The following is a 16,726-nucleotide window of genomic DNA, read 5'->3' as shown; positions in this document are numbered from 1 at the left end:
AGCAAGCTCCCTCGCCACACATCATCGGCATTCTGCCTTTGGCATTTGTTTTAATTCCAGCCAGCGCGATCCATCAAGCGAATGGCTTCGGCCTGGCGCTTACCCGCCACTTCCACCGGCAAGGTATCGGCCTTGAACTTGCCCCAGGCGGCAACTTCCTTGGACGGCTCCACTTTCGGGTTGGCCGGGAACTCCTGGTTCACGTCGGCGAAGATACTTTGCGCCTCAGGCGTGGTCATCCACTCCACCAGCTTCTTCGCGGCTTCCGGGTGCGGTGCGTGCTTGGTCAGGCCGATGCCGGAGAGATTGATGTGCACGCCACGGTCGGTCTGGTTCGGCCAGAACAGTTTGACCTTCAGGTCCGGCTTCTGTTGATGCAGGCGGCCGTAGTAGTAGGTATTGACGATGCCGACGTCGCACTGCCCGGCGTTGATCGCCTCAAGCAGCGCGGTGTCATCGGAGAACACGTCGGTGGACAGATTCCTGACCCAGCCTTTGAGAATTTCTTCGGTTTTTTCCGCGCCATGGGTTTCGATCAGGGTAGCGGTCAGGGATTGGTTGTAGACCTTCTTCGAGGTGCGCAGGCACAGACGGCCTTCCCATTCGCTACCCGCCAGGGCTTCGTAGGTGCTCAGTTCGTCGGGTTTGACCCGGTCGGTGGAGTAGGCAATGGTCCGCGCCCGCAGGCTCAAACCGGTCCAGGCGTGGGAAGACGCGCGATATTGTGGCGGGATGTTGGCGTCGATCACCGGGGAGGTGAACGGCTGGAGAATGCCCATCTGCTCGGCCTGCCAGAGGTTGCCGGCGTCCACGGTGAGCAGCAGGTCGGCGGTGGCGTTTTCGCCTTCGGCCTTGATCCGCTGCATCAGCGGGGCTTCCTTGTCGGTAATGAATTTCACCGATACGCCGGTTTTTTTGGTGTAGGCATCGAAGACCGGTTTGATCAACTCATCGATACGCGAGGAGTAGACCACCACCTCATCGGCGGCCTGGACGGCAGTGGAGCCGACCAGGATCAAGGCGAGGGCGGACAGCAGGCGCTTGGGTGCCAACATAGGAGCGGTCTCTCGGTATATGAACGAGCGCAAATGATAAGGACTCACATTTGGCATCTCAATCGAACACTTGGCTGGACCGTTTCCAAATGTTGCACAGGCAGGAAGTAAGGGTGTTTGTTCCGCCCCACTACAAATTCTCAGGCCTTGGCCAGCGCCGGCAAATCCCCGGTCAACCCCAGCGCCTCGCGCACGAACAGCGCCTTGGCTTCGGGCAGGCTGTCCACCAGCTTCAGCCCGGTATTACGCAACCAGCGCACCGGCAGCGGATCGGCCTGGAACAACCGCTCGAAACCTTCCATCGCTGCCATCAGCGCCAGGTTATGGGGCATGCGCCGCCGCTCGTAACGGCTCAACACCTTCACGTCCGCCAGCCGCTCGCCCCGCCCGGTCGCCTGCAACAGCACTTCGGCCAACACGGCGGCGTCGAGAAACCCCAGGTTCACCCCCTGCCCGGCCAGCGGATGAATGGTGTGGGCGGCATCGCCGATCAACGCCAGCCCTTGGGCCACGTAGCGCTTGGCATGACGCTGGCGCAGCGGTACGCACAGGCGCGGGTCTGCGCTCAGTACCGTGCCGAGCTGGCCTTCGAAGGCCCGCTCCAGCTCGTTGCAGAAACCGGCGTCATCGAGCGCCATCAAGCGCTGCGCCTCGCCGGGAGTGGTGGACCAGACAATCGAGCACCAATCCTTCTGGCCGTCGCGCGCAAGCGGCAAGAACGCCAGCGGACCGTTGTCGGTGAAGCGCTGCCATGCCGTCATTCGATGGGGCCGGGCGCTGCGTACGCTGGTGACGATGGCGTGGTGCAGGTAATCCCACTCTCGCGTTACGACACCCGTCAGCCGGCGCACGGCAGAATTGGCACCGTCGGCGGCGATCACCAGCGGCGCCCGCAAGGTACGGCCATCGGCCAGGGTCAGCAGCCAGTCATCACCGGAACGACGCATCTGCTCCAGCCGTGCGTTGGCCAGCAGACCCAGGTCGCAATCATGCAGACGGTCCAGCAAGGCGTCCTGCACGACGCGGTTTTCAACAATGTGCCCCAGCACCTCGGCATGCAGGCTGGCGGCCGAGAAGTGGATCTGCCCGGTGCCGCTGCCGTCCCAGACGTGCATGTCGGTATAGGCGCTGGCGCGTCGGGCAGTGATGCCGTCCCAGACGCCCAGGCGTTCGAGGATCCGCTGGCTGGCCGCCGACAAGGCGCTGACCCGGGGCTCGAATGCAGCCTGGGGATCGAAGGGTTTGACACTCATCGGGCTGCCGTCGAGCAACAGCACTTGCAGGCCACTGTCCTGCAACGCCAGCGCCAGGGCGCTGCCGACCATACCAGCGCCGACAATCAGCAGATCTGCACGCAATTCCATGCTTTAAGCCTGTTTAACTGGCGGCGTCAGCCGCCCATGAAAAGAAAAATCAACCCCAGCCTCACGCATCGGGACGTGTCCCCAGGCCCATGGCCTGGCGGGCGAACCAGCGCTTGGCCGGGGGCAACAGATCGAGCCCCAGCAGGCCAAGGTTGCGGCCCAGGGACACCAGCGGCAGGTTGCTGCTGAACAGGCGCGTGACCTGATCGGAGAACCCCACGGTCAGGGCCTGATCCATCCGCTGGCGCTCGCGATAGGCTTGCAACACGGCAAAATCGCCAGGCTCGCTTTCGCTGTCGAGCAAGGCATCGGCCAGGGCCTGGGCATCGCGCAGGGACAGGTTGAACCCTTGCCCGGCAATCGGATGCAGACTGTGGGCCGCGTTGCCCAGGATCGCCAGGTGCGGACGTACCTGTTCTTCGGCCTCTACCAGCGCCAACGGATACAGATGCCGCGCGCCCACCTGTTTCAGCGTGCCCAGGCGATAACCGAATACGCCCTGCAATTCGCTGAGGAAGCTGCGGTCGTCGAGGGCCGCCAGGCGTTGCGCGTCCATGCCCTGACGGGTCCAGACCAGCGCGCAACGATTCTCCGGCAGTGGCAGCAAGGCCATAGGGCCGTCATCGGTAAAACGTTCGAAGGCCATGCCATTGTGGGCTTCGCTGGGTGTGAGGTTGGCAATCAACGCACTCTGGTCGTAAGGCCGGTTACGCACGCCGACGCCCAACTGTTCCCGCAGGCCGGAACGGCCGCCGTCGGCCAGCACGGCAAGGTCGCACTCCAGGGTGGTTTCATCGTCAAGGGTCAGGCGATAACCACCGACCAGAGGCTCCATCCGGGTGACTTGCGCCGGACAGCGCCAACTGACCACCTCCTTGTCCAGGCCTTGCCACAGGCACTGGCCGAGCCAGGCGTTTTCCACCACGTAGCCCAGGGCCGGCACACCTTCTTCCATGGCCGACAGCCGCGCCGTGGAAAACCGCCCGCGATCGGACACGTGGATCTGTTTGATCGGCTCGGCACGACGGGAGATTTCCTGCCAGACACCCAGGCGTTGATAAATCTGCCGGGCCCCGAACGACAACGCCGAGGATCGGGCATCGTAGCTCGGCTGCCAGGCGTCGCCGGGGGCAAAGGGCTCGATCAGCACGATCTTCCAGCCCCGGGCCTTGGCTCCGGCCTGCAGGGCCAGCGCCAGGCTGGCGCCGACCAGCCCGCCGCCGATGATCGCCAGGTTGACCCGGCTCATGCCGCTTGAGTCCGTGCGGCGGCCATCAGGGCCTCGATTTCGTCGACCATTTTCGGCACACCTCGGGTCAGGATTTCACAACCGGTTTTGGTCACTACCACGTCGTCCTCGATGCGCACGCCAATGCCGCGCCATTTTTTCGCTACGTTGCGGTTGTCCGGGGCGATGTAAATGCCCGGCTCCACGGTCAGCGTCATGCCGACCTCCAGTACCCGCCATTCGCCGCCGACCCGGTATTCGCCCACGTCATGCACGTCCATGCCCAGCCAGTGGCCGGCGCGGTGCATGTAGAACGCCCGGTAGGCTTCGCTGGCGATCAACTCGTCCACCTCACCCTCCAGCAGCCCCAGGCGCAACAGCCCCTCGGTAATGACCCGGACCGTCGCTTCATGGGCCTGGTTCCAATGTTTATTCGGCGCAATCTCGGTAAACGCGGCTTCCTGGGCCGCCAGCACCACTTCGTAGATCGCCTTCTGTTCGGGCGAAAACTTGCCGTTGACCGGCCAGGTGCGGGTGATATCACTGGCGTAGCAGTCGATTTCACAACCGGCGTCGATCAACACCAAGTCGCCATCCTTGAGCAGCGCGTCGTTCTGCTGGTAATGCAGGATGCAGCTGTTGCGACCCGATGCGACGATCGAGCCATAGGCCGGCATTTTCGCCCCGCCCTTACGGAATTCATAATCCAGCTCGGCTTCCAGGCTGTATTCATACAGCCCCGGACGGGCCGCCTGCATGGCCCGAATATGCGCCTGGGCAGAAATCCGCGCCGCTTCGCGCATCACCTTCACTTCTGCCGCCGATTTATACAGGCGCATGTCATGCAGCAGGTGATCCAGGGCAACGAATTCGTTCGGCGGCTGGGCGCCGAGGTGGGCCTTGGAGCGAATCACATTGATCCACTCCATCAAATGCCGGTCGAATTCCGGGTTACTGCCCATGGCCGAATACACCCGGTCGCGGCCTTCGATCAGGCCCGGCAGGATGTCGTCGATGTCAGTGATGGGAAACGCATCATCGGCGCCATAGTCACGGATCGCCCCTTCCTGGCCGGCCCGCAGGCCGTCCCACAACTCACGCTCGACGTTGCGCTCGCGGCAGAACAGGACGTACTCGCCATGAGCCCGGCCGGGCATCAGCACGATCACCGCTTGCGGCTCGGGGAAGCCGCTGAGGTATTGGAAATCACTGTCCTGACGGTAGACGTGCTCGACGTCGCGGTTGCGGATCGCAACGGCAGCGGCGGGCAGGATTGCGATGCTGTTGGGCTCCATCTGCGCCATCAGGGCCTTGCGGCGACGGCTGTATTCCGATTTCGGGATATGAATCATGGGCAGACGGTGTTCCCCTTCAGGCAATCAGTGCAAGGACGGTTTGGCGGCCGGTTCAGCGGTTTTCTTGGTCTCGGTGAACAGCAGCAATGGCGCGACCCGCAGGTATTCCATCACTTCCATGTAGTCGCTTTCGCCGTCATCGGATTCTTCCAGGGCATCCTGGACCTGAGAGATCGCCGCCAGGTCTTGCAACACTTCTTTTGCCTCGTCGCCCAGCGCGTATTCGCGGCGAGTCAGGCCGAAGCCCGCGAGGAAGCCCTGGCACCACTGGCCCAGCGCAGCGGCGCGGTCGGCCAACGGTACGTCGTCAGTGGGCAACAGCAAAACGACGGTCATGTCGTCGCTGGTCAACTCGCCCTTGACCATTTCCTGCAGGCCAATAAGGGCGTTGCGAACATTGTCCGCCGGCTCGCCTTCCAGCAGCTCGGCGGCGTCGGCCAACCAGCCGTCGGCATCGAAACCGGCACCGGCGCAACTGCGGCCGAGTAGCAGGCCATGCAGTTCGGCAGGCGAGACGGGATGACCGCTGGTGCTCAGCAGGGTGGCGAAAGCTTGATACGGGGAATTCTGAATGGGCATGGGCAGCTAGGCGCCAGACGGCGCTATGTCTAGAATGGAGGCCTTGTATCCTACATCGACAGACTCGCCAAGACTATCAGAGGCTTTGCGACGCACATTCCCCATCAGAACCATCTTCAGTGGACACAATGGAAGACACCGACCTGCAAGCGCTGATGGCCAGACTCGAACTGCTAATTGACCGGGTCGAGCAACTTAAGAGCCAAAACGGACTCCTATTAGCTCAGGAAAAGACCTGGCGCGAGGAACGCGCGCACCTCATTGAAAAAAACGAAATCGCCCGGCGTAAGGTCGAATCGATGATTTCGCGCCTCAAGGCCCTGGAGCAAGACTCATGAGTTCAAGCAATAGCGTTACCGTGCAGATCCTCGATAAAGAATATTCGATCATCTGCCCCCAGGAAGAGCGTAGCAACCTGGTGAGCGCCGCCCGTTACCTGGACGGCAAGATGCGCGAAATCCGCAGCAGCGGCAAAGTCATCGGTGCCGACCGCATCGCCGTGATGGCCGCCTTGAACATTACCCACGATCTGCTGCATCGCCAGGATACGCCGGACGTGCAGGTCAGCGGCTCGACCCGTGAGCAGGTTCGCGACCTGCTTGATCGGGTGGATCTGGTGCTGGCCACCGATCCGGATGTCAGCAAGGGCTGATTCGCGAGGCTGCCTGGGGTATACTTGCGTCACTCCCTGGGGTGCTTGCCAGTTGGTGATGTCCCTGAGCCGATACGCACAACCACGGGAGTTGCACGTTGGGGCCGGTGTGCATGTCCGCTTGACGGAAAGCCTTAACGCCCCCTGCAACTTCCACCTTGAACTTTCGGGTTCAAGGGCTAAGCCGACAGCGGTTCATCCGGGGAGCCTGATTTCAAACAATGCCAGTCCATGCGCACTGGCATTGTTGTTTCTGGCGCAGGCATTTCTGAGCGCCCTGTTTTGCGGTTACGCTGTGCTGCCGTCGCCGACTCCATGAAGCATCGATATGACCGAACCTGCGTTGCTGCCCCGCCCGCAACTTCGACGCCTGCTGCGCCAGGCCCGTCGCGCCCTGACACCCGCCCAGCAACGGCAAGCCGCCCGTGGGCTGTACAGGCAGCTGGCCCAGCATCCGCTGTTTCGTCGCGCAAAACATATCGCTCTGTACCTGCCCAACGATGGCGAGATCGACCCGCGCCTGCTGCTGCGCGCCGCCCAGCGTCGGGGCAAGGCCACTTATCTGCCGGTGCTCAGCCCGTGGCCGCAGACCAAGATGGTTTTTCAACGCATCCGCCCCGGCGAAAAACTGCGACCCAACCGGTTTCGTATCCTCGAACCGCGAATCAACATCGCCCGGCAACGCAAGGTCTGGACACTGGACTTGGTGCTATTGCCCCTGGTGGGGTTTGACGATGTGGGCGGTCGACTGGGCATGGGGGGCGGCTTCTATGACCGAAGCCTGGCGTATCTGGCGCGACGCAAGCAGTGGCGCAAGCCGACGCTGCTGGGGCTGGCCCATGAATGTCAGAAGGTCGAACGATTGGCGCAGGCAAGCTGGGACGTGCCGCTGCAGGGAACAGTCAGCGACAGGCATTGGTATATCGCGGGGTAAGACGCCGCAGCAATTGAGCGACGTCTGGAAGGCAGGCTCAGCGTTTAAGCGTTGACGTGGGCTGGGTGATTTCCACCGGTGCATCAGTCTTGTTGGCCCACAAGCTCTGAGCGTAACCCGTGGTCACGACACCGAGGCCAAACAGAATGACCAAGATCCACAACAAATCCGGTTTGCGTTTCATCGATTGCCCCCCTCAAGGCATATCACACACGATGACAGCAGCGGTTTTCTTTTTGGCCGTGCAGCAGCGTCAAGCTTGGAAGGCCGGCATTTTGCGGCAACCTGCTTCGACACGCAAACTCTGGCGTCAACCGACTGTCGGTTTGTCATAAAATCGCTGAACTATTTTTCTCCATCACCGCCCAGGAGTAGAAGTCATGGCCTATTGGCTGATGAAATCCGAGCCCGACGAATTGTCCATCCAGGGCCTGGAAAAGCTTGGCCAGGCGCGCTGGGACGGGGTTCGCAACTACCAGGCGCGTAATTTTTTGCGAGCCATGGCGGTTGGCGACGTGTTCTTCTTCTATCACTCTAGCTGCCCAGAGCCGGGCATCGCCGGAATCGGGCGGATTATCCGGGCGGCATACCCTGATCCGACGGCGCTGGAGCCCGACAGCCATTACTTCGACCCAAAGGCCAGCCCGGATAAAAACCCCTGGACCGCGATCGACGTGGCCCATGCCGAAACCTTTCCCCGCGTGCTTAAGCTCGACTACCTCAAGCAACAGACCGCCCTGGCTGAAATGCCGCTGGTGCAAAAAGGCTCGCGACTGTCGGTGATGCCGGTGACGGACGAGCAGTGGGCGGTGGTGATTGCCCTGTGCTGATCGCCCATGAGTTGATGAACATCAAGCCGGACCGACCGCAGATCCAGCAGACTCTTGTGCTACAGCCGCAGGATGCCGGACATGTCGACGAACCATCGTATTTCGCGTTTTTTTGCCCTCGCCTTGATGACCGTGCTGCTAGCCGCTGGCGGTTTCGGCTACTGGAAATCACGGCATGATCGCCTGCCAGAAGGCCTGAGCATGGGCAATGGCCGTCTTGAGGCCACTGAAGTCCAGATCGCCAGCAAGACGCCAGGACGCCTGGCCGAAGTTCATGTCAATGAAGGCGACAACGTAACCAAAGGCCAACTGCTGGCGCGCATGGACACCCGCACCCTGGAGGCCCAGCGCAACCAGGCCGAAGCCGAGGTGGTGCGCGCCCGGGAAAACCTCACCGCCGCCCAGGCCACCGTACAACTGCGCCAAAGCGAACAGTTGCTCGCCCATCAGGAACTCAAACGGAACCAGGAGCTGTCCAAGCGCGGATTTGCCAGCGGCCAAGTCATCGATCAGCAACAAGCCCACTTCGACACCGCCACCGCTGCGGTTAACGCTGCCCGAGCCCAGGTATCGGCGGCAGCGGCTGCCATCGGTGCGACCCAGGCCCAGGTGGCCCAACTGACAAGCGAAATCGATGACAGCAGTTTGCGGGCACCGATCGACGGGGTGATCCAGTTGCGCCTGGCCGAGCCGGGCGAGGTGCTGGGGGCCGGTGGACGGGTACTCTTGATGATTGATCCAAACGACCAATACATGAACCTTTACCTGTCGGCGTCCGTGGCCGGGAAACTGGCGGTAGGCGACGAAGCACGCCTGCTGCTTGACGCCCTGCCCGAGCGACCGCTGCCAGCAAAGATCAGCTTCGTCGCGGCCAAATCCCAGTTCACCCCCAAAGAAGTCGAAACCCGTGACGAACGCCAGAAATTGGTGTTCCGCGTCAAGGTACGCCTGACCCGGCCCGGCGAAGTTCCCCAGGCCAAGCCCGGCATGCCCGGCGCAGGTTACGTGCGCACCGGCCCCATCGACTGGCCGGCCAACTTGCAATGAGCGTCCCCCTCACCGAACCGGCACTGCACGCTTCAGGCCTCGAACACTACTACGGCCAGCACATGGCCTTGAGCGATATCACTTTCAGTCTGCCCGCCGGCACCCGCTGCGGCCTGATCGGCCCAGACGGTGCGGGCAAATCGAGCCTGCTGAGCCTGATTGCCGGCGTGAAAAAACTCCAGCACGGCCAACTGGACGTGCTGGGCGCATCGATCGCGGACCGGCACCATCGAAAGACCCTCTATCGACGCATTGCGTTCATGCCTCAAGGGTTGGGGGGCAACCTCTATCCTGACTTGTCGATACGCGAAAACATTCGGTTTTTCGCCACGCTGTTCGGGCTATCGCGGGCAAAATGTGAACAACGCATGGGCACGCTGCTGCTGGCGACCGATCTACAGCGTTTTGCCGACCGCCCGGCGGGCAAGCTGTCCGGCGGCATGAAACAAAAACTCGGCTTATGTTGCGCGCTGATCCACGAACCGGACTTGCTGATTCTCGACGAACCCACCACTGGCGTGGACCCGCTGTCGCGCCGACGCTTTTGGGAACTGGTGGAGGACGTGCGCCGACAACGGCCGCAACTGACCCTGCTGGTCGCCACGGCCTATATGGAAGAGGCCGAACAATTCGAGCACTGCCTGATGCTCGACGGCGGTCGTTTGATTGCCAAAGGGCTAAGTGCCGAGCTGGCTGGCGTCACGCCCGACGGCAAACTCGATTCGGCCTTCACCCATTTTCAGGGCAACAGCGGCCACAACGCCGAGCCGCTGACGATCCCCCCCAGAACCGACGGCGCCGTCGACATCGCCATCGAAGCCCACGACCTCACCCTGCGCTTCGGTGATTTCACCGCCGTAGACAAGGTCAGCTTCGCCATTGGTCGCGGTGAGATCTTTGGTTTCCTGGGCTCCAACGGTTGTGGCAAGACCACCACCATGAAAGTGCTGACCGGGCTGATACCCGCCAGCGAAGGCAGCGCTCGACTGCTGGGCAACCCGGTCAATGCCAAGGACCTGGCCACCCGTAAACGGGTGGGCTTCATGTCTCAGAGCTTTTCACTGTACGGTGAATTAAGCGTGCGCCAGAACCTGGCCTTGCACGCGAAATTATTCGACCTGCCCACAGCCCAGAGCCGCCAGCGCATCGATGAGTTGATCCAGCGCTTCAATCTTCAGGAGCTGGCAGACCAGCCTTCCGGCGCGCTGCCCCTGGGTCTGCGTCAGCGCTTGTCCCTGGCAGTGGCGGTGCTGCATCGCCCGGAAGTATTGATCCTCGATGAGCCGACCTCGGGCGTTGACCCGGCAGCGCGGGATGATTTTTGGCGGCTGTTGATCGAATTGTCTCGTGAGCAGGGTGTGACGATTTTTCTTTCCACTCATTTCATGAACGAGGCCCAGCGCTGCGATCGTATTTCGCTGATGCATGCTGGCAAGGTTCTGGCCTGCGACACACCGGCCGCCTTGCAGAAGCAGTTCAATGGCCAGACCCTGGAAGCGGCGTTTGTCACGTGCCTGGAACAAGCCCAGGGTGAGGCGACGCAGGACGCCTCCCCCGTGACCCTCGACAGCAGTGACGCCCCGCAGGACCGGCACGGCCTCAGCCTCGGCCGACTGTTGGCCGTCGCCAGCAGAGAAGGCAAGGAGCTGCTGCGAGACAAAGTGCGGATGGCCTTTGCCTTACTGGGGGCGTTGTTCATGATGGTGGTCTTCGGCTTCGGTATCTCCCTCGACGTGGAGAACCTTGCCTTCGCCGTGTATGACCAGGATCAAAGCCCGCAAAGTCGCGCTTATCTGGAAGCGTTCCGCAGCTCCCGCTATTTCGAGGAGCAGCCGATCATCCGCGACGCAACGGAGCTGCATCGACGTTTGCAGCGTTCGGAAATCAAACTGGCCCTGGAAATACCACCCGGTTTCGGTCGTGACCTTTACGCAGGTCGCCAGCCAACGGTAGGCGCCTGGTTGGACGGTGGCATGCCGTTTCGCGCCGAAACCAGTCGCAACTACGTCCAGGCCGTGCATGAGGCCAACCTTACGCAACTGGTCGAACAGAGCAGCCCCGCACCAGCCGGGCAGCCCGGCGCGAATCTGGAGACGCGGTTCCGCTACAACCAGGACGTGGTCAGCGTCAATGCCATCGGCCCAGGGGTGATGGCATTGATCCTGGCGTTCATTCCAGCCATGTTGACGGCGCTGGGTATCGTACGGGAGAAGGAACTGGGTTCAATCACCAACTTCTACGCCACCCCCCTGACCCGCCTCGAATTCTTGCTGGGTAAACAAGCGCCCTACCTGGCGATCAGCCTGATTAATCTGGCCCTGCTGACAGCAATGAACCGCTGGCTGTTCGGCGTCCCATTCAAAGGCAGCGGCCTCACACTGGCGCTGGGTGGCCTGCTTTATGTGTTGGCGACCACCAGCATGGGGTTGTTGATCTCAGCGTTCACCCGTACCCAGATCGCGGCGATCCTCGGCACGATGATCATCACCAGCCTACCGACTATCCAGTTCTCGGGGCTGATCGTGCCGCGCTCGTCCCTGGAAGGCGCAGCGTCAGTGATGGGGCAGTTGTTTCCTGCCGGGCACTTTCTGGACATCGCGGTCGGCACCTTCACCAAGGCCTTGGATTTGCGTCAGCTATGGCCGCAATGCCTGGCGTTGTTCGGATTTTTCCTGGGGTTCACCGGCCTCAGCCTGGTCATGCTGAAAAAACAGGAGGCCTGATGCACACCCTTTCACACATCTGGCGCCTTGGCCTCAAGGAACTTACCAGCCTGCGATACGACTCCGTTTTGCTGCTGTTTTTGGCCTACGCGTTCACCGTGGCGATCTACATGCCGGCCGCCGGTTCGGTGATCGGTGTCCACAACGCCAGCGTCGCGCTGGTGGATGAAGATCATAGCCACCTCTCACGCCAGTTGGCCCAGGCCCTGCGACCGCCGGAGTTTCAGAACCCGGTGACGCTGCCCTATACCGAACTGGACAACGCCATGGACAGAGGCCGCTATACGTTTGTGATTAATGTGCCCGCCAACTTCCAGGCCGACCTGCTCGCCGGACGCGAACCGTCGCTGCAACTCAACGTCGATGCCACCGCCATGAGCCAGGCGTTCATGGGCGCCGGCTATATCGGGCGAATTTTCCAACAGGAACTGATGGCCTACAGCGGCCAGGCACAAGCTGGCGAACAAACGCCCGTACAGCTGACTACCCGTTCGCTGTTCAATACCAACCTTGAGGGCGGGTGGTTTCTGGCGGTGATCCAGATCGTCAATAACATCACGATCCTGGCCATCATCCTGACGGGCACCGCACTGCTACGCGAACGCGAGCACGGCACCCTTGATCACTTGTTGGTACTGCCATTGACGGCGCTGGAAATCATGCTGGCAAAAATCTGGAGCAACATGCTGGTGGTGGTGCTGTGCACTTGGGCGTCCCTGGAAATCGTCGTCAAGGCCGCGCTGGGAGTGCCGCTTGCCGGCTCCATGGTGCTTTTCCTGCTGGTGACCGCGCTCTATCTGTTTGCCAGCACCGCATTGGGCATCTTTCTCGCCACCCTGGCCCGTTCGACACCGCAATTCGGTTTGCTGTCGATCCCAGTGATCATCCCCATGTTGCTGTTATCAGGCGGCAGCACGCCGCTGGACAGCATGCCGCAATGGTTGCAATGGGTGATGCAAGGCTCGCCTTCGACCCACTTCGTCAGTCTTAGCTCGGCGATTCTGTTCCGTGATGCAGGGGTTGACGTGGTATGGCCAGATCTTCTGGCGCTGGCGGCGATAGGACTTTTGTTCTTTGCAATCGCCCTGGGACGGTTCCGAAAAACCCTGGCCTCCTGAATGAAAAATCGCAGCCTTCGGCAGCACCTATAGGTTCATGGGGCTGCCGAAAACTACGATCTATTCGACTTATTGAATGATCAAATTGTTGAACAACAGATCATCCACCATCGGCTTACCCGTCTCGTCGTTCATCACTTGCTGGGTTTGCTTCAATGCTTCCTGGCGCAGCTTTTCCTTGGCTTCGACGTTATTCATAGACTCGACGGTCTGCTGTGCGAACAACGCCACCAATTGGTTGCGAATCAGCGGCTCGTTAGCCTTCACCGCCGCAACGGCGGCATCGCCCGTGACGCGCAAGGCCACGTCGGCTTTGTAGACCCTTAGCTTCGGCGAGCCATCGAGCCCGTAATTGCCGACAAAAGGCGGGCTAAGGGTGATGTAACTGACCTTCGGCGCCTCGCCTTCTTTCGCTTCCTTGGCCTCTTCAGCCATCACCGCCACAGGCAACGACAGGGCCAGCATCAACATGATCCGCGCTTTCACAATTGACTCCTCATCCGATTTGCGGCCCAGCATACCGCCCCGCCGTTCAAGCACAAGCTTATGGCCGGCTATCAGGGCGGGGCATGCTCGTTGACCCGTTGACTCTCACACCTACACTTATCGGCCATCACTCCCAAAGGAATAGCCCTGATGAAAGCCGTGCTGTGCAAAGAATTCGGTCCCGCCGAATCGCTGGTGCTGGAAGACGTCGCCAGCCCTGTCGCGAAAAAGAACGAAGTGCTGCTGGACGTGCATGCCGCCGGGGTGAATTTCCCTGACACGCTGATCATCCAGGGCAAATATCAATTCAAGCCGCCCTTCCCGTTTTCCCCCGGTGGCGAAGCCGCTGGCGTGGTCAGTGCAGTGGGTGAAAAGGTCAGCCACCTGAAGGTCGGTGACCGGGTCATGGCACTGACTGGCTGGGGCAGCTTTGCCGAACAGGTGGCAGTGCCCGGCTACAACGTGTTGCCGATCCCTGCTTCCATGGACTTCAACACCGCAGCCGCCTTCAGCATGACCTACGGCACCTCGATGCACGCCCTCAAGCAGCGGGCCAACCTGCAACCGGGCGAAACCCTGCTGGTGCTCGGCGCATCCGGCGGCGTCGGCCTGGCGGCGGTGGAAATCGGCAAGGCCATGGGCGCCCGGGTGATCGCCGCCGCCAGCAGCGCGGAAAAACTCGCCGTGGCCAAGGCGGCCGGCGCCGACGAACTGATCAACTACAGCGAAACCAGCCTCAAGGACGAAATCAAGCGCCTCACCGACGGCCAGGGCGCCGATGTGATCTACGACCCGGTGGGCGGCGACCTGTTCGACCAGGCCATCCGCGCCATCGCATGGAATGGCCGGCTATTGGTGGTGGGCTTTGCCAGTGGACGCATCCCCGAACTGCCGGTGAACCTGGCCCTGCTCAAGGGTGCTGCCGTGGTCGGTGTGTTCTGGGGCTCCTTCGCCCAGCGCCAGCCCCAGGACAACGCCGCCAACTTCCAGCAACTGTTCGGCTGGTTCGCCGAAGGCAAGCTCAAGCCACTGGTCTCGCAGGTGTATCCACTGAGCAACGCTGCCCAGGCGATCAATGACCTGGGGCAGCGCAAGGCGGTGGGCAAGGTGGTTGTGCAGGTGCGCTGAATGCGACTACGGTCCGGGCGCCTGACGCTCCGGACCGCGACGGTCAGCGCATGACAATGCCTGCAGCGACAATTCCTAAAACGCCATCAGCTTATGTCTGAACGACATGTTCGTTTAAGAACATTCATCAAGCAACATTTCCGCTATTTACCCCCAATTAAGCCATGCTATTTTCGGTAACGAAACTGTAACATTCGCATCCGCAGTCATAACAAGAATCTGGAGCACTTGAATGTTTGCTTTCTTTCGTCCTGCCGCACATCAGGCATCCCTGCCTGAAGAAACAATAGACAGCACCTACCGACGCCTTCGCTGGCAGATCTTCGCCGGCATCTTCATTGGCTACGCCGGCTATTACCTGCTGCGCAAGAACTTCTCCCTGGCCATGCCGTACCTGATCGACGAAGGCTACACCCGAGGTCAGTTGGGCTTGGCCATGTCGGCGATCGCCATCGCCTACGGGCTTTCGAAGTTTTTGATGGGCCTGGTGTCCGACCGCTCCAACCCGCGCTATTTCCTGCCATTCGGTTTGCTGGTGTCGGCGGGGGTGATGTTCGTTTTCGGTTTCGCGCCTTGGGCGACGTCCAGCGTGACCATGATGTTCATCCTGCTGTTCATCAATGGCTGGGCCCAGGGCATGGGCTGGCCGCCCAGTGGCCGGACCATGGTGCACTGGTGGTCACAGAAAGAACGCGGCGGCGTGGTGTCGGTCTGGAACGTGGCGCATAACGTCGGCGGTGGCCTGATTGGCCCGCTGTTCCTGCTGGGGATGGGCTGGTTCAATGACTGGTACGCAGCTTTTTATGTGCCTGCCGCCGTGGCGCTGCTGGTGGCGGTGTTTGCCTTCGTGACCATGCGCGACACCCCGCAATCGGTGGGCCTGCCGCCGATCGAGAAATACAAGAACGATTACCCGCAAGGCTACGACGCCAGCCACGAGAACGAATTCAGCGCCAAGGAAATCTTCGTCAAATACGTGCTGCGCAACAAAATGCTCTGGTACATCGCCATGGCCAACGTTTTCGTTTACCTGCTGCGCTACGGCGTGCTGGACTGGGCGCCGACCTACCTCAAGGAAGCCAAGGGCTTCACGGTGGATAAAAGCTCCTGGGCGTATTTCTTCTACGAGTGGGCAGGCATTCCCGGTACGCTGCTGTGCGGCTGGATGTCGGACAAAATCTTCCGTGGCAACCGTGGCCTGACGGGCATGGTGTTCATGGCCCTGGTGACCGTGGCAACGCTGGTGTACTGGCTCAACCCGGCCGGCAACCCCACCGTCGACATGATCGCCCTGGTTTCCATCGGTTTTCTGATCTACGGCCCAGTCATGCTGATCGGTTTGCAGGCGCTGGAACTGGCGCCTAAGAAGGCCGCCGGCACCGCAGCGGGTTTCACTGGCCTATTCGGCTACCTGGGCGGCTCGGTCGCGGCCAGTGCCGCAATGGGCTACACCGTGGACCATTTTGGCTGGGACGGTGGCTTTGTCCTGCTGGTTGCTGCCTGCCTGCTGGCGATGGCCTTTCTCGCGCCAACCCTGTGGCACAAGCAAGTCGCCAGTCAGAGCCGCGAAGCGGTGGCCTGATCCAGCGCTGATTTACAGCGCTTGAGCCGCGCCTCCAGGTTCCGGTCTGGCATGGCGTGGCTGCGCAGGGCGTGGATGGTTTGCTCGACATAATCGCGAGTGGTGCCATAACGCCCGCAGGCGCTTTCGAACACCTGGCTCAGCACATGATCCGGCAAGTTGCCGGCATAGCTGGGCAGGTGTCGCTCCAGTACAAAGCCCAAGGCCTGCACCCGGCTGCCATCTTCGAGACGGCAACTGAGCCAGTGGGGGCGATAGGACGGGAACGGCATCTCGCGCTGCCACAAGGCAAACAGCGAATCCTCGAGGTTCTCTTGCGGCAATCGGTAAGCGAAACCGCTGCACGAACCGCCGCGATCCAGACCGAACACCAACCCCGGCAATTCCGGAGTGCCGCGATGTTCGTGAGACCACAAATACAAACCGCGATGATAACCATGGACCCGGCCGCGCATCCGCTCCACCGCCGTGCACTCCGGCCGCCAGATCAACGACCCGTAAGCGAACAGCCAAACCGGCCCGCCCTGGTGAAGGCTCATGGTCAATTGCATCGAGGCGAGCAATTGCTCGCGGGTCAACTGCGGCCCCAGATCGAGTCGTGGCGGGTACGGCGCGCAGGTAATGGCGGATTCGATAGCGGTCATG

17 protein-coding genes and 1 other RNA gene are annotated in these 16,726 nt (G+C 61.3%); 10 read left to right on the top strand and 8 right to left on the bottom strand.

The window, feature by feature from the left end:
- Nucleotides 1–50: 50 nt before the first annotated feature.
- The 5 genes from ACA047_RS01285 to ACA047_RS01265 form a co-directional block, all read right to left on the bottom strand.
- Complete coding sequence (locus tag ACA047_RS01285) at nt 51–1,055, bottom strand: extracellular solute-binding protein (protein ID WP_497355967.1); 1,005 nt, start codon at nt 1,053–1,055, stop codon at nt 51–53.
- Between the two features lie 140 nt (nt 1,056–1,195).
- On the bottom strand, nt 1,196–2,413 hold the full coding sequence (locus ACA047_RS01280) for a 2-octaprenyl-3-methyl-6-methoxy-1,4-benzoquinol hydroxylase (protein WP_497360196.1): 1,218 nt from the start codon (nt 2,411–2,413) through the stop codon (nt 1,196–1,198).
- A 67-nt stretch (nt 2,414–2,480) separates the two neighbouring features.
- Nucleotides 2,481–3,668, bottom strand: coding sequence for a 2-octaprenyl-6-methoxyphenyl hydroxylase (ubiH, locus tag ACA047_RS01275; protein WP_497355965.1), 1,188 nt, complete (start codon nt 3,666–3,668; stop codon nt 2,481–2,483).
- Nucleotides 3,665–4,999 carry a Xaa-Pro aminopeptidase gene (gene pepP / locus ACA047_RS01270; RefSeq protein ID WP_497355963.1) on the bottom strand — a complete coding sequence of 445 codons (1,335 nt, stop codon included), beginning with the start codon at nt 4,997–4,999 and terminating at the stop codon, nt 3,665–3,667. Before pepP ends, ubiH begins: the two co-directional genes overlap by 4 nt.
- Nucleotides 5,000–5,026: 27 nt before the next feature.
- Complete coding sequence (locus ACA047_RS01265; protein ID WP_497355961.1) at nt 5,027–5,581, bottom strand: YecA/YgfB family protein; 555 nt, start codon at nt 5,579–5,581, stop codon at nt 5,027–5,029.
- A 128-nt stretch (nt 5,582–5,709) separates the two neighbouring features.
- Here ACA047_RS01265 and ACA047_RS01260 point away from each other — a divergent pair, with 128 nt between their 5' ends.
- The 4 genes from ACA047_RS01260 (at nt 5,710) to ACA047_RS01245 (ending at nt 7,167) form a co-directional block, all read left to right on the top strand.
- Complete coding sequence (locus tag ACA047_RS01260) at nt 5,710–5,919, top strand: TIGR02449 family protein (protein WP_003177365.1); 210 nt, start codon at nt 5,710–5,712, stop codon at nt 5,917–5,919.
- Nucleotides 5,916–6,233, top strand: coding sequence for a cell division protein ZapA (locus ACA047_RS01255; RefSeq protein ID WP_039590276.1), 318 nt, complete (start codon nt 5,916–5,918; stop codon nt 6,231–6,233). The genes ACA047_RS01260 and ACA047_RS01255 overlap by 4 nt, the downstream gene beginning before the upstream one ends.
- Before the next feature lie 30 nt (nt 6,234–6,263).
- Nucleotides 6,264–6,443, top strand: a non-coding RNA gene (gene ssrS, locus ACA047_RS01250) — 6S RNA.
- A gap of 118 nt (nt 6,444–6,561) precedes the next feature.
- Nucleotides 6,562–7,167, top strand: a complete 606-nt coding sequence (locus ACA047_RS01245) for a 5-formyltetrahydrofolate cyclo-ligase (RefSeq protein WP_497355958.1) — start codon at nt 6,562–6,564, stop codon at nt 7,165–7,167.
- Nucleotides 7,168–7,204: 37 nt separating this feature from the next.
- Here ACA047_RS01245 and ACA047_RS01240 read toward each other — a convergent pair whose 3' ends face one another.
- Entirely contained in the window at nt 7,205–7,351 is a 147-nt protein-coding gene (locus tag ACA047_RS01240) for a hypothetical protein (RefSeq protein WP_497355956.1), read from the bottom strand.
- Between the two features lie 196 nt (nt 7,352–7,547).
- On the opposite strand from ACA047_RS01240, the gene ACA047_RS01235 reads away from it, so the two are divergent.
- From ACA047_RS01235 to ACA047_RS01220, 4 genes are all read left to right on the top strand, one after another.
- Entirely contained in the window at nt 7,548–7,997 is a 450-nt protein-coding gene (locus ACA047_RS01235; protein WP_497355954.1) for an EVE domain-containing protein, read from the top strand.
- Nucleotides 7,998–8,078: 81 nt separating this feature from the next.
- On the top strand, nt 8,079–9,044 hold the full coding sequence (locus ACA047_RS01230) for an HlyD family secretion protein (protein ID WP_497355952.1): 966 nt from the start codon (nt 8,079–8,081) through the stop codon (nt 9,042–9,044).
- Nucleotides 9,041–11,767 (top strand): ribosome-associated ATPase/putative transporter RbbA, encoded by a 2,727-nt coding sequence (rbbA, locus tag ACA047_RS01225; protein WP_497355950.1) that lies wholly within the window; start codon nt 9,041–9,043, stop codon nt 11,765–11,767. The genes ACA047_RS01230 and rbbA overlap by 4 nt, the downstream gene beginning before the upstream one ends.
- Nucleotides 11,767–12,885 (top strand): ABC transporter permease, encoded by a 1,119-nt coding sequence (locus ACA047_RS01220; protein WP_497355947.1) that lies wholly within the window; start codon nt 11,767–11,769, stop codon nt 12,883–12,885. The genes rbbA and ACA047_RS01220 overlap by 1 nt, the downstream gene beginning before the upstream one ends.
- 69 nt (nt 12,886–12,954) lie before the next feature.
- Here ACA047_RS01220 and ACA047_RS01215 read toward each other — a convergent pair whose 3' ends face one another.
- Nucleotides 12,955–13,371: a flagellar basal body-associated protein FliL gene (locus ACA047_RS01215; protein WP_497355945.1), complete on the bottom strand. Its 417-nt coding sequence runs from the start codon at nt 13,369–13,371 to the stop codon at nt 12,955–12,957.
- Between the two features lie 150 nt (nt 13,372–13,521).
- On the opposite strand from ACA047_RS01215, the gene ACA047_RS01210 reads away from it, so the two are divergent.
- Together ACA047_RS01210 and glpT are read left to right on the top strand one after the other, a co-directional pair.
- Entirely contained in the window at nt 13,522–14,499 is a 978-nt protein-coding gene (locus tag ACA047_RS01210) for an NADPH:quinone oxidoreductase family protein (protein WP_497355943.1), read from the top strand.
- A gap of 232 nt (nt 14,500–14,731) precedes the next feature.
- Nucleotides 14,732–16,081 carry a glycerol-3-phosphate transporter gene (glpT, locus tag ACA047_RS01205; protein WP_497355941.1) on the top strand — a complete coding sequence of 450 codons (1,350 nt, stop codon included), beginning with the start codon at nt 14,732–14,734 and terminating at the stop codon, nt 16,079–16,081.
- On the opposite strand, the gene ACA047_RS01200 is transcribed toward glpT, so the two are convergent.
- Complete coding sequence (locus ACA047_RS01200) at nt 16,057–16,725, bottom strand: gamma-glutamylcyclotransferase (protein ID WP_497355939.1); 669 nt, start codon at nt 16,723–16,725, stop codon at nt 16,057–16,059. The genes glpT and ACA047_RS01200 overlap by 25 nt on opposite strands.
- Nucleotide 16,726: the final 1 nt, after the last annotated feature.

It is taken from the genome of Pseudomonas sp. LBUM1664 (assembly GCF_059695895.1).
Note: the sequence above shows the minus strand (reverse complement) of the source record. Positions and strands in the feature narration are given on the sequence as shown.